At 53.8% G+C, this 12,722-nt stretch carries 15 protein-coding genes; 2 read left to right on the top strand and 13 right to left on the bottom strand.

The window, feature by feature from the left end:
- The first annotated feature begins 368 nt into the window (after window positions 1-368).
- Window positions 369-581, top strand: a complete 213-nt coding sequence (locus Q7J88_RS01525) for a hypothetical protein (RefSeq protein WP_303720384.1) — start codon at window positions 369-371, stop codon at window positions 579-581.
- Window positions 582-832: 251 nt separating this feature from the next.
- Here Q7J88_RS01525 and Q7J88_RS01520 read toward each other — a convergent pair whose 3' ends face one another.
- The 13 genes from Q7J88_RS01520 to Q7J88_RS01460 form a co-directional block, all read right to left on the bottom strand.
- The gene (locus Q7J88_RS01520) at window positions 833-2,185 is read right to left on the bottom strand and encodes a HipA domain-containing protein (protein WP_303720383.1); all 1,353 of its coding nucleotides are present in this window, start codon (window positions 2,183-2,185) and stop codon (window positions 833-835) included.
- Window positions 2,186-2,359: 174 nt separating this feature from the next.
- Window positions 2,360-3,040, bottom strand: coding sequence for a TIGR04211 family SH3 domain-containing protein (locus tag Q7J88_RS01515; RefSeq protein WP_303720382.1), 681 nt, complete (start codon window positions 3,038-3,040; stop codon window positions 2,360-2,362).
- 607 nt (window positions 3,041-3,647) lie between these two features.
- Window positions 3,648-4,043, bottom strand: a complete 396-nt coding sequence (locus Q7J88_RS01510; RefSeq protein WP_303720381.1) for a hypothetical protein — start codon at window positions 4,041-4,043, stop codon at window positions 3,648-3,650.
- A complete protein-coding gene (locus Q7J88_RS01505) occupies window positions 4,024-4,734 on the bottom strand; it encodes a nucleotidyltransferase domain-containing protein (protein WP_303720380.1) in 711 nt (236 codons plus the stop codon). Before Q7J88_RS01505 ends, Q7J88_RS01510 begins: the two co-directional genes overlap by 20 nt.
- Before the next feature lie 123 nt (window positions 4,735-4,857).
- Entirely contained in the window at window positions 4,858-6,225 is a 1,368-nt protein-coding gene (locus Q7J88_RS01500) for a YecA family protein (RefSeq protein ID WP_303720379.1), read from the bottom strand.
- 2 nt (window positions 6,226-6,227) lie between these two features.
- Window positions 6,228-6,731 (bottom strand): DUF6398 domain-containing protein, encoded by a 504-nt coding sequence (locus tag Q7J88_RS01495; protein ID WP_303720378.1) that lies wholly within the window; start codon window positions 6,729-6,731, stop codon window positions 6,228-6,230.
- Between the two features lie 55 nt (window positions 6,732-6,786).
- Window positions 6,787-7,653: a nucleotidyl transferase AbiEii/AbiGii toxin family protein gene (locus Q7J88_RS01490; protein WP_303720377.1), complete on the bottom strand. Its 867-nt coding sequence runs from the start codon at window positions 7,651-7,653 to the stop codon at window positions 6,787-6,789.
- Between the two features lie 2 nt (window positions 7,654-7,655).
- On the bottom strand, window positions 7,656-8,309 hold the full coding sequence (locus Q7J88_RS01485; RefSeq protein WP_303720376.1) for a hypothetical protein: 654 nt from the start codon (window positions 8,307-8,309) through the stop codon (window positions 7,656-7,658).
- Window positions 8,310-8,468: 159 nt separating this feature from the next.
- A complete protein-coding gene (locus tag Q7J88_RS01480; RefSeq protein ID WP_303720375.1) occupies window positions 8,469-9,005 on the bottom strand; it encodes a GNAT family N-acetyltransferase in 537 nt (178 codons plus the stop codon).
- Window positions 9,002-9,271, bottom strand: a complete 270-nt coding sequence (locus Q7J88_RS01475; RefSeq protein ID WP_303720374.1) for a DUF1778 domain-containing protein — start codon at window positions 9,269-9,271, stop codon at window positions 9,002-9,004. Before Q7J88_RS01475 ends, Q7J88_RS01480 begins: the two co-directional genes overlap by 4 nt.
- Window positions 9,272-9,449: 178 nt before the next feature.
- Complete coding sequence (locus Q7J88_RS01470) at window positions 9,450-10,091, bottom strand: hypothetical protein (RefSeq protein ID WP_303720373.1); 642 nt, start codon at window positions 10,089-10,091, stop codon at window positions 9,450-9,452.
- A 70-nt stretch (window positions 10,092-10,161) separates the two neighbouring features.
- Window positions 10,162-10,473 (bottom strand): hypothetical protein, encoded by a 312-nt coding sequence (locus tag Q7J88_RS01465; RefSeq protein WP_303720372.1) that lies wholly within the window; start codon window positions 10,471-10,473, stop codon window positions 10,162-10,164.
- A 17-nt stretch (window positions 10,474-10,490) separates the two neighbouring features.
- Complete coding sequence (locus Q7J88_RS01460) at window positions 10,491-11,714, bottom strand: DUF6880 family protein (protein ID WP_303720371.1); 1,224 nt, start codon at window positions 11,712-11,714, stop codon at window positions 10,491-10,493.
- A gap of 797 nt (window positions 11,715-12,511) precedes the next feature.
- Here Q7J88_RS01460 and Q7J88_RS01455 point away from each other — a divergent pair.
- The coding region (locus Q7J88_RS01455; RefSeq protein WP_303720370.1) for a hypothetical protein at window positions 12,512-12,722 on the top strand (211 nt) is incomplete at its 3' end.

The following is a 12,722-nucleotide window of genomic DNA, read 5'->3' as shown; positions in this document are numbered from 1 at the left end:
GGAACTTCTCTTACAGGTATTGCTTAGTCTCCCGGTCGTTTTTTCTCCATTACAGTCGAACCCAAAACGGTAACTCAATTGGTTGGCAAGATAGACCACGTTAGTGATTTGCAGGCTGATCTGGTTTTCTTTCGGGTCTTGATTTGATTCGATTGCCGCGACGATAAAGTGTGGCAGAGCAAACAAGTCGGCAAGGAAGCTGCCTACTTCCAAGTGAGGTGTCTCCAGCCGTTTCCGCTCCACCTAGTAGAGGCAGGTTTTGTTGCTGGGCCAATTTGCTGGATGCGGAAATCTTTTTAGTGTTGTGTTTGGTGGTGACCAACTTGCCCATATCGTGTTGCAGCCTGGAAATATACGCCCGATCCGGCATGTCGGTATCAGTTGGGTGGGTTGTCTTTATCCGCAGTCTGGCGAGGATGGCGATGAAGATAGAGGTTATTGAATTTTTTCAGTTCGAAGCTATTCATCGGCAAGCTTGTGCTTGTCATGGTTCGGAAAATCGTTTCGGAGAGGACCGAATTGGTGACAATGCTGGTACCGAGGACGACGCTTTTTTGATGGTATCGACCCGGACACGTTGACCGAATAGGGCTGAATATGCCCAATGCAGCATGGCGCTCTACAGAGCAACATTGTGACTGATGATGTTTCCCATTCTCTCGATTTTGACATCATCAACCTGAATGCAGCTTTGCACTTGCGAGTAGCTTTCCGGCAAGATCGGAAGTAGCGGCATTGAGTCGATTAGTTGCTGGAACTGGAGGCTGGTGAAAAATACTTGTAGAAATAATCTAACGGAAATTTTCCGGTTGCCAACAGGACGGTCCATTCTTTAGACGAGCAGTCGTGGACTATGGGTAGACAGCTTCAGAAGTTCACAGTTCTCATAGCAGATCTGCCGGAAGTCTGCTGAAATCCTCTCATCAACGGCGGCGCTTTTCCAGAACAGGATGGCGGTTTCCAATGCGCTGGGTAGTTCGGCGGCGGCATCGTTGCGGACCGGTGGTGGGGTAAACAAACGAATCGGAATTTCGCCAGCAACCGGTTCGTACAAGGTGGGTCGGGCACCATACAGAGGAGCCAACAGGTAGCAGTTGTTATTCTTGTGTGGGATCAGCGAGATATTACCGAAATGCTGATTGGTGTTGCCGATCAGATCGCTGAACAGTGAAAACCAACGCAACCTCCGCGAGTCTTCCCTGTTGATTAAGTCTGCCTGCTCAAGACGGATTGCGGCGTCGATCCAGTTGTCGTAGGGCGCCTGCAGGCGGGCATGCAGGGCGCGTAGCGATATCATCGGCAAACGTCCGAGGGCTCCGCGGCGGTCAAATCGTTTGAGGGCAAGAAACGCTTGAGAGCCGGCAATGATCAGTCGGGAACGAGCAGAGCTGAAGCCGGAGAGACGGATCGCTTCCAAGGCGAGATGCTCACAGACCAGCAGATCTGAGTAACGCTGCGCCTCGTTGCTGTCGACAGCGGGAGAAAATTTAACAATCATGTGGCATGGTGTTCCCTTGTCGTCGATACAGGCGGAAAATTTCGGTTGCTCGCCGCCGATCTGAGCGCTGTTCATTTCTCCGGCCAGAGTTTTCTGGGCCAGTTGCGGGTATTTCCAGTTGCAGCTGTCGAGCTCGATTGCCGGGGGCATCTCTCTCGCACATTTGAAATACCCGGACAGCGAGTCCTCGCCGACCAGCAGGTTGCCGATTCGATCTTCTCCGCATTTGCTAGTCGCATAGAGCATGTCGTCTTCGCTCCAGTCGGCAAGTTTGCGCGGTAGCTTTAGCAACTCGCTACGCCGGTAGGCGAATGAACGAGCTCCGAAGCCGCTCAACTGCAGATCAAGGAGAAACCAGGGTTGCCCGGAGAAAAGTTCTTCGTTTCCATCAGTGCCTTCCCACCAATACTGGCCGCCCTGTAGCGCGGTCAGGTTGCCGTAGAGCGTGGCATCTCCACGAGGGTCGATACTGTAAACCGGAAACCGCCCGTTGCTGTCGTGGATAGCGCGCGGCAGGCCGTAACAGGTCGATCGCCCTTTACCCATCACCACGATCTCGTTTTTCATGCTGTTGATCAGCCGCGACAGGGTTGGTTGGCTGACGTTCAGGCCGTGGATCAGGTCGCGCGAGCTGTGGGCTTTGTCGCTCAGAAGTTGGCGCAACTCCTGTTGCTGTTTTTCCCGCATAGCAGTCCTTTTGTGAATAGATGTTTGAATGTAAAAATAGCTTATAAGATATTGAAATCAAGTATATTAACATTGGTTTTGAATTGATTAGAATTTTTTTTTAAAAATTGTTTGACGGAGGGGAATAGGCTTGTTAAGAAAAGGCCTCCTGAGATGGACAGGAGGCCGGTGGGTTTAGTCGAGACGACCGTATCCGCGTTTTTTTCTAGAGACTTTGCCGACCAGCCAGCCGCCAAAAAACACACCACCTCCTGCCAGGAACCATTGGATCATGTTGGAACGGTGGAAACTTTTGTTTTCTTCCTGAAGAACCTTCAACTCGCTGCTCATCTGGCCGTTTTCTTTCAGCAGTTGGTCGCGTTCGGTCGTCAAGGCAATAACGTTCTCAGCGCGCTGCTCCAGATTGGCATATTCTTTCTGGACGTTATCGAGCTTCTTATTGGTCTGCTCTAGTTCGCTGGTGAGTTCCTCGATGGTGGTTTGGCTCGAGGTTGCCAGCCCGGCAGCATCCTGATATTGGATCTGCTGGGATTTAAGCTTTTGCTCAAGTGCCTCGTTCTGTTTTTTTAACTCGGCGATCTGAATCTTCTTGGGGATCGCCTTGGTCACATACTGTTTCTCGATATAGCCGGTGATGCCTTTAGAGGTTTTGACCTTCACGTAGGTTGGGTCTTCCTCGAGAATTTCTACCGGGCTTCCAGTGATTAGCGTTGTCAGGATTTCATGGTTGCTGGTTTTGTTGCTGCGCACGGTGACCACCAATTGATCAGAAACATAACGGGTTTCGGCGAACGCCGAGAAGGTGCCGAGCAGAAACAGGCTGGTCGTGAACAAAACAAAAAAGACAAATTTCATAGCGTATCCCCTTGGTCATTTATGTTACTAACCTTGCGATGTTACAGTGCGAGACCGAGGATTTCAAGTCACTTGTCGGTGCTATTTAGATGATTGTCAGTCGAAATAGGAGCGGGGCAGGCGCAGTCTGACAACGTGCAGGCTATCAAGCTTGTGGTAGGCTGGGAAAAGTGGACACCAATTGGTTAGACTACGGGCTCAAGGAGGTATCCATTGGAACGAATCCCATGACAATCCACGCGCAGGAATTTAAGCAGGAGGCTGTGATCCTTGTTGTTGATGGCGGGCTGTCGGTTGCAGAAGTTAGTCGTCGCTTGAGTATATCGCACTAGACGCTGCAAAACTGAATCAAAAAGCGTAAGGGTGAAGGGCTAAGTTCTGAGTGGTTATGGTCCTTTTTAGACTTACTTGGACAGTGGTGGACAAAGAAAAAGCCCCTGACGAATCGGAGGCGAAGGCCGGAATCGAATAAATTGTTCAAGTCTTTGATCTGCAGTGATTTATTAATGTCATGAAAGCAGTTTGACCCCGGAATCTACCCCGGAAAGGAATGCTTCTGCTGCTTTTCGAGTTCATTTCAGGGGGCGAGGTTCCCCAGTTTTTCGACTTAAGCAAGCACTGCTTCTGCTGCCCGGATCAGATCCACAACAAGGCGTTCATTGACTTCGAGGAGCCCCTCGTATTCTCCCCGGTTGCGCAGGTTGTGGCAGTGAGCCAGAACCCGCCAGGCTTCAGGACCGACCCCTATGGTGTGCTGCAGACACTGAAAAACGATATAGCGGTTTTCCGAGCGATATCCATGCCAGCGCAGAGCGGCCAGTGACAATGCATGTGCAGCATTGTAGGCCAGGTCGAAACGGCTCTCCAATGACAAGGCATCCATCCGGGAGTCTTTGAGTCGCGTGCGTCCTGACTGGAGAAGACCATCGAACTCTTTCTGTTCACCCGGCTCCCGTTTGATCTGCCCGATGTCTACCAGGTTTTTAAACTGTTGGGAGGTCATTTTCCGATCCGATCAGAAAAATTTTGGGTTGCTTGTTCACACGGAGAATAAAGTTGTTTTCAGAAGTCATTTTGCTTCGGAACTCTTCGACCGCATAAATCGTCGGGTTGATCTGCCTTCCTAACTGGGTTTCCAGTTCAGAAATGCTGACCAGAAGATCCGGGTAGGTCAGCTGGTCCGAAATCAACATCAGATCGATGTCACTTGCAGCGGTGTCTGAGCCTTTTGCTACAGAACCGTAGATGAAGGCTACCCTGGTTCTGTCCCTGAATTGCTCCAAGGCCAGACGTAACGGGTCGGCAAGGCCAATGGTTTTACGGACGATTCCTCTCAGTTCCTCGAAAACGGGCGATGCCGGGTTTGCCTGGTAATGCTTCTGGTTCCCGATCTTTTTAACCGTCACAAGGCCAGCCTTGGAGAGTTTTTCCAACTCTCGCAGGACAGTACCGGTACCTATCTCTGCCAGATCGACAAGCTCCTTCGAATAAAAGCTTTTTCCCGGCTGGCTGAAAAGAAGGCGCAGCAACTGCTGCTGTGTTTTGGTGAACAGCGCATCGGTGATGCTGAAGGTTTTCCTGTCAGTGTTTCCCATAATGGGAACTATATAACCCAAATTGGGATAATGCAAGCAGGTTTTTCTGGTCGGAAACGTGTCCTTTGTCCATGGTTCACCTTGTCTTAGTGCGTACATAACGGTTCCAGAAGCTGGTTTTGCGGCCGTGTATTTGCCGCAGCTGTTTGACATAGACCGCGTGCGGCATTCTGGCGCGTCAGACACAGCTTTTATCCCTTAAGCACAAAAGTCCCGCTTACATCAGAGATTCCGCTGCAGGCCAAGCTGTTCCCACAGAAAGCAGAAATCAAAGGGTTGGCCGCCCTGATCCCGGACCCGGCGTGCTTCGAGGTGCTCGTAGGACTCCAGCAGCTCAATGACGGCCTGGCGCCCCTTGGCGTTGCGGATGGCCTGGCGCGGCGTTTTGTCGCCGAGCGCCGGAATCTTCTCGTCGACCCAGTTGGAATAATGCTTGCGCAGATAGTCATGCACAATGGTTGTCATGACTTCCGGCGGAATGTCGGAAGCTGCCGTCGGTGCGGCGGCTTCCAACGCTTTGGGGGATCGGGGATCGACCAGTTCGCGACTCTGGTGGCGCAGAGCCTGACCGGCGATCCGTTCCAGCCAGGCGCGACTTTCATCGGCCAGCTTGCGGGTGCGGCAGAACACCTCCAGAGTATCATTTTTGGTCAGAGTCAGTGACGCCTGGATACGGTTACGCCCATCGTCCAGCTCGACAATCCGCACCCAGCCCTCATCTTCATCACCGTCGACGTCCGGCTGTTCTGCCAGCAGTGCAGCCAGTGCCGCTGGATCGCTGACCCGGTAGCGGTCGGTGGTGCCGAGAATCGGTTCCCCGCTTGAAGCATCCACAAGTTCAGGCAGTGGAAGCGGGGTGATCAGGGTATCCAGCCAGTGTAGGCCGATATTCCCACCGATGACCTCGCGGGCGGTCTCGGAAGCCCAGTCGGTTCCCGTCATCTCGTAGAGAATTTCATCCCGGCAGGCCAGACCGTCGTCGCGGCTGAAGGGATAGACCGCCCCGGAAAGGGCCCAGTCCTCATCCTGTGCAACCAGCCGCGCGCCGAAAATGTCGCCGCGCACCAGGGATTGTGAAGCGCTGCGCTCGGCAACCCAGGTGTCCGGTTGCTCGGGGCGCAGCAGGTCATGCAGGCGTAAACCCTCACCCGGACGGCTTTCGCGGACCTCGTAAAGTCCCAGCATGTTCTCGCTCAGCCGGCGCAGCCAGTCCCTGCCGGCCGCTGGGAGCAGAGGCCCGCCGGGACCGAGGAGCAGTTCGTGAACCGGCTTGCGCTCGCCGTCAATCTCCAGATGGGCATCGGCCAGTGTCCATTCGCCGATATTGACCTGCAGCATCTCCTGAAGATGTGGCTGCAACGCGTTGATGGCCTGCATCTCCTCCTCATCGGGGTCACCGAAAAAATCGTAATGCACCGCCTCCGCCACCTCCTCTGGGTATCTGGCAGACAGCCAGGCCAGCGCGCGGGGGGCTGCGCTGTGTTTGTCACGCTGGCGGGATGCGAATTCGTCCTCTTTCAGAAGGCAGCATTTCTTGTATTTTTTCCCGCTGCCGCAGGGGCAGGGCTCGTTACGACCTGTCGCAGCCATTTTTATCTCCCCGGCACAAAAGGAATCAGGCCCAGCCGGTTGGCTTCTTCCTGAAGCTCCAGCGGTGCCTTGCGGATATCGACCATAAAACCGTCAACCAGAACCATCCAGACCAGCGGGTTGTCGTGCAGTCTGCTCGGCAGAGTCCAGCGCGGATCGAGGGGGCCGATCTTCAGGGCGTCCTGGATGCTTTTTGCCTTGGTCGTCGCCGTGCTTTTGCCGATGCCGAACAGTTCGCAGAGCTGTTTCAGCGGCATGTGAGGGTCTTGTGTTTTGTCGTGCAGATAGTTGGTGCTGCCGATGACGTAAACGCAGGCGCAGGCCCACTGCTCGGGTTTCCCCTTGAGCAGCGGCGAAGGGCGCTTGCGGCAGAGGGTCGCGGCCAACTCCCGGGAGACGAGGGCATATTCCTCGTTCAGATGTTTGCCGCAGAATTCTTCGATGCGCTGGCTCACCTCGGCAAAGATCGGCTGCATTGTTTTGGGAACTTTCAGGGGATCGGACATCGGTTCATTTCCTTATCTTTTCCTTTGACACCCCAGTGTCTTGATTTCCATGATCTTACAGGCATTGGATGCGCTGCATGATGTTGGCGAAGAACTCTTTTGACCAGACCTCCAGAGCCGCCGGGTCCCCGACAAATGGCAGGACTTCATTGCGGGCCTGATCGACATCGAGTTGGTCGATGGCCTGCTGAAGAAACTCGCCCAGCGCTTCTGTCGCCAAGGGAGCGTCTTCTGTCCAGGGCCCGCTCTGGCGCATGCGCTGTTCCAGATGCGCCAGGTGCAGCTGTGGATTGCGGGCGCAGTACCAGACCAGATCGTACCAGTCGCGCCCCTTGACCCGGTTCTTCCAGCGCCGGCAGAGCAGGGCGTGCATTTTTCCCGCAAACAGGTCGGGCAGAGTGTAACTGCGGACACTGAACGGCAGCGGTTGCAGCAGGTAACGGCTCTCGGTGGCAAAACCACCCGGTGGATCGGTATCGACTTCCAGTTTGATGCGGATCACCTGACCGGGCGGGATCTGCCGGGCGATGTCCGCGCCGGCCTGAATGACCAGCAGCTGATTGACCGTATCCGTCTTGAGAAAAGCTGACTGGACCGGTGTCGCGACCGACTTGTTCTTCTGCTCCACTCTGACGTCAAAGCCGAAGGCTTTGAGCTCCTTTTCCAGAGCTGTGCTGTAGCTTGCCAGGTCAAAATCGGGCAGCGGTTCCAGCAGGGAAAAGTCGAGGTTTTCGGAGAAGCGATCAAGTCCGTAGAGGATGCGCAGGGCGGTCCCGCCGTAGAAGGCCACTTTTTCGAAAAACTTGCTGCGCCACAGGCCGAGCAGGGCGATCTTCTGCAGGATCTCACGCAGTGCCCGGACGTAATCATCGCTGCTGCGGCAGTCGTAGCGAGCCAGCATCTGGGCAACGGCATTCTGCATGATCAGGCGCTCTCTCTTCTCAGATAACGCACGCTGTCCACCAGTGTCCGCACGCGCGGCGATTCATCAGCTGCAGCCAGTCTTTCAAGCAGGTCGAGATCCAGTCGGCTCAAGTCTTCAGGGGCAATCCGTAACGAATCAAGCAGATATTCCAGGCAGCCCCGCCGGGAGCGAAGCTGCAGGCCGCGGTCGCAGCGGAGCTTGTCGGCTAGAGCTTTCTCCGGACCGGCAAGCAGAAATGCACGGCCATCCTCCAGCTCAACCCGCTGCATGCCGATATGAAAACCGGCTTCCGGGATCATCCGGTAGAAAAACAGGCCCACCGGGGTCTGGAACTGTTTGCCCCGCTTGGTGGTGACCGAGGTCAGAGCCGCCGACCCTTCCGGCGTCAGTCCACGGTAATGCAACGCATATTCCAGCGATACGCAGGATGGTCCGTAGATCAGGTTGGCGAGGATTTCCCGGCTGTAGGGGTGGGTCCGGTAGGCATCGCCAAAGATATAGAGCCCTTTCTTGACCCGCACGATCACCCCTTTGGCGAGCAGGTCGGTGATCTTGTCACGCGGGCAGGCGTAATCCTTCAGGGCCTGCAGCAGGGCTTGATAGTCGAATTCTTCCCAGGGGATGGTTTTTCGCAGTGCGGAAATGATGTCCATAGATTGTAGTTTTCTGCATAGTAAGTCGCCAATATGTCGACATAGTATGCTAAAAAACACATAAAAATCAAGAATTGTAGATTCCAGTGACCAAAAGTCTGGAGAGAGCGAACCTTGCCGAAGTGCAGAGGGGCTGGAGTCAAGGGCTTACTCTTTATCTCACTCTTCCTCGAAGAGCTGACCCACCGTACCCAGCGGCATAAACATTCGGGTCCTGCCGTTGTTGTCGCAGAGGATCTCGAACCCGAATTTTGTGTAAAAATCCTGGGCAGCCTGGTTGAGGCAATCAACAACCACTGCATAAGCTTTCATATGAGCGTTAACGTTCCAGAGATGCTCCAGTGCTTTAATCAGGGTTATTTTGCCCAGTCCTTGCCCTTTGATTTCTGTATGTACAGCGAGTTGGGCGATCAGAAAGACCGGAACAGGGTAGAATGGAAGTTTTTTGGCAAGTGCTGCCGGGAGGGTCTGTCTTTCAATCTGGCTCGGAGAAATCGAATAAAAGCTGCAAATAGGGTATTTGCCATCAGGTAAAGGAGAGGCGGCTGGTAGCACCATCGTTCTGCTGATTCCAGCCGCCATATGCTTTGCTGCTTTGGTTTTGATGAAATCGTTCAGCTCGTCTTCGCCGCTGTCGAATGAACTGCGGTCGTGGGCTTTTTTGTCAAGTTCAACGAATTCCTTTGCCCAGCTCACTTGATGCCTTGCTTTCGGGTGAAGATCAGGGCCTCGCGCAGGGCTTTGTTGGGCTGTTTCGCGTTCTCGCAGGCGTGCATGAAGCGATCAAAGACATCGTCGCTTACAGTCATGCTCTCATGTTCTGCAATGACTCTGGAGGCATCTTCATCCATGAGATGCACGACATATTCTGTGAGACTGCGCATTCCAAGCAGGGCAGAAGCCTTCTCTGCCTTTTCTTTGATTTCCAGATCAAGTCTCATGTCAAGACGTGCGGTCGCCATGTGAGTCCTCCTTTTTTCCTGTACGGATTTCTTCCGTACTATTTGGTGAAATATAGACGTTTCCCTGGGAGATGTCAAATGGTACGGATTCTTTCCATATGTGTGTGAAATGTCGGATTAAGGTCTACCCCGAAACTTTATCCAGCTGCTTGTTTGAGGTCTGGATAGATATCTGAGCTCATGCACCGGTGTACCCACAGACTCCGGCCCGTGGCGAGTTGGGGATTGGCAGATAACCGGCGGCGTCGCCACAGCTGTGTCGAGTTGTACACTTCCGACAGAGCCAGCCTTCACCTTCCCAATTGCATTCGGGGCAGATACTCACAGCAGGATGCCGGTCGCAGGCATCGCAGGGAATCTCTGGCGGCTGATTGCGGGCCAGAATGGTTATCGACTTTTTGTTGGGGGCCAGGCCCTGATATGCCCCGAGAACCTTGATCTGCAACTCCGTGGTGTCACCCATGTCGTAGTCGTAATCTATTTCATCACCCGGCCTTAGCAACGTGGCCAGTCGTCCCTGCATACCGATAGTCTGGCGCCCGACGAAAAACTGGCTCATGTGGCCACAGCATTCCAGCCAGAGCTTGCGCAAAAACGTATCCAGCTTCTTGAAGGTCGCCCGCTCATCCATCTGCAGATGCAGCCAGTAGCCAGAGGGATAGCGAGTCGTAACCTGCAGGTGTAGACTGAAACGCTCATCATCCATAATGGATTCTGTCGGTTGTTTCGTGAGGCAGCAGGCCAGGTGTTTGGCCATACCCGAACGGGTGTACTCTTTGCCGCAGAGGGTGCAGGCTCCCTTGGTGGCTTTGATTGTCATGCAACGAACTCCTTCATGGTTTGATGTGCCTGCTCATCATAGTTCCGGTCAGGGAATTGATCCTGACCCGTTACCACTTCCGATGCCCCCTCTGCTCCAGCGGCATTGCCAGGATCTCCGGAATCTGGTCGAGCAGGTGGGATGCCAGTTCCCGAATCTTTGCCGGGGTGACGCCTTCGAATTCATCGAGGCTCCTGAGATCCACATAATCCTGGGGATGGGCCTTTATGCTGCGCAGATGTTTCTGTAGACAGCGCAGCCAGTCGTCTTCGTCACTGTATCGGCTGCTCATCGCGCCGAGTTCCGCCTTCAGAGTGTCTGACACCCGGGCGGCCTGGACAATGATGGCATAGGCCCTGTCGGAAAAATCATCAGTGTCCATGGTTCATCCATTCATTTTCAGCGTCCATAACGGCTCCAGAAACTGGTTTTGCGGCCGTGCTGCCGGCGCAGCTGTTCAACATAGACCGCGTGCGGCTCGATGTTGCGCCAGTCGCTGACAGTCTTCGCCAGCAGATCGAGTTTGCGCAGGTAGCGTGCTCCATGACCGTAGGTTGTGGTTTGGGCGCGGTTCAGGATGGAATCGAGCAGGGCGCGATAGAGCAGGCTGGCGCTCAGCGGCCGGGCCAGCGATTCGAAGGTTTCCGCGAGCGGGAGGAGAAACTGATAATGGTCGCCGTTCAGTTGCTCTGCGTGGGTTTGCAGATAATTTTCGGCGGCGTCCCACTGTTCCATGACGGTCAGAAAGTTGGCATCGGTCAGGGAAAGCAGAGGTGAGTCGAGGATGATCCGCACCTCCTGGTTGAGCAGTTCGTTACGCTGATCCTCACCGACGATTGAAATCCAATGCTCGAAGCCCTCTCTGCTGCGCTGCCGGCTGAAACTGCGCCGGGCAACTTCGGCTTGCTGCTGTTTGTTCCCCTGCCGGCCGTGGATGTCGAGCAGCAGATCATCGCGCTCCTGCTGCTGAAAACTTTCTCCTTCCGGAATCCGTTCCAGCCAGTTGAGGGCGGTCTGCTCATCCCCGCATTCCAGATAGACCCGGGCGATATCGACACAGGCGGCGATGCCGGGTTCATCCCCCCAGGCGGCGCGGCGGGCCTGTTCGAACAGCGGCGCATCCTTGAGCTGGCGGGCCAGGGATTCGACCTGGTACAGCCAGTGACGGCGCGGAAACTCGTCCTTTTCTTCTTTCGCCAGTGATTGATACTGGTCGATCAGCCAGCGCAGCTGCGCTTCCGGCAGGTACTCGGCAGCGTTACCCACCAGGGCATCGCGTACGCCGTAATCATCCTTCTGGCTGGTCTTGAGGACCAGTTTGGCGACCCATGGCTTGTCGGTACAACGCTGCGCATAGCGGACGAACAGTTCGCAGGCATCATAGCGGTAGACATCTCCAATATGACCGCTTGAATCATCGCAACGGTCGAAGACGCTGCGGTCGGTGGTGTAGAAATCGGCCAACAGCGTGCAGCCTGTCTGTGCATTCTCGACAAGGTCTTTGATCTGCTGCAGAAGATCGCGCAGCTCACTGGCCAGCCCGGCTGACTCGACCCAGCGGACGAATCGGCGGCTGCGCTTCAGGGCCGAGAGGCGGGTTTTGAGTTCTTTTTCGACGGGCATTTGTTTTCGTTTCAGGTGGGTTCTGGTCATTCAATATTTTCAGCTTGATGTGTCACTTCTTCAGCGCAGTCAAGCAATTTACTACATGTAAAGGTTGAATCGTTGTTAAATTACAGCTAGTTGCGAATTTCCGGTTGCTTCTCAGTCAAGCAACAGTCAAGCAATTTTGCCAGTGGCATTAAGCCCACCATGGCAGATACTTTCTGGCCTTGCTGCCCACGGTGTCGTCATGGCATCGGATAAGGCCGACATCAGCTGTGTCTCTTATAATTCACGAAGCCATGGAACTGTTCTTTTCTTCGATCCCGAACCGTTCCCGCAGGGTGGTATTGGTCATGAAATCTCGCTGAGAAGGACGGAATCGAACAGTTGGTTTATGTCGCCGTAATAAAACGGGAAGCTTTTTGTTTTTTATGAAGGATACCGACAAAAATACCGTCAAAAGTTATTGCTAACGACACTGTTTTGTACTTACTCTCTTTTGTATCATTAACTAAGGGGGGTGAGGAAGCAAATAAACAGGCACCATGACACAACGGGAAAAGGTCCGTAAAAAGGCCATTCCGGTAAGAGTGATCTAGGTCGCTTCGTAAGCATGTTCAAGTGGGATCTACTGCCAACACCTGTTCTACTTTTGACAAAGAGGCTCCCAGCAAAATTCCTAAAGACTTATGGAAATTTATTTTGTCAGAATATTTGGAAATTAAGTGATTAAGTTTGGGAGTGGCCAGAACGATTTTCAAAATTGCTTATTTTTGGAAAACGAATGCCACTGGAGATTTCCGGGGGCATTTGTCATGAAACTCACAATCTTGGGGCTGGAGAAGGTCTATTGGGATAGAGGCAATTCAGTTCTTGAAGTTGCTAACTGCTTGGGTGCATGCCGGCCAACACCCTACCAAAGAGATCAGGTGAACATTGAGAAACAACTTATGAGGTTCTGGGACCAGGAGCGTTACTGGTTGCATCGATTGATCAAGCTCACAATCACCTTGACGATAGTGTCCT

This window comes from Malonomonas rubra, assembly GCF_003247215.1.
Lineage (GTDB): Bacteria > Desulfobacterota > Desulfuromonadia > Desulfuromonadales > Geopsychrobacteraceae > Malonomonas > Malonomonas rubra_A.
Note: the sequence above shows the minus strand (reverse complement) of the source record. Positions and strands in the feature narration are given on the sequence as shown.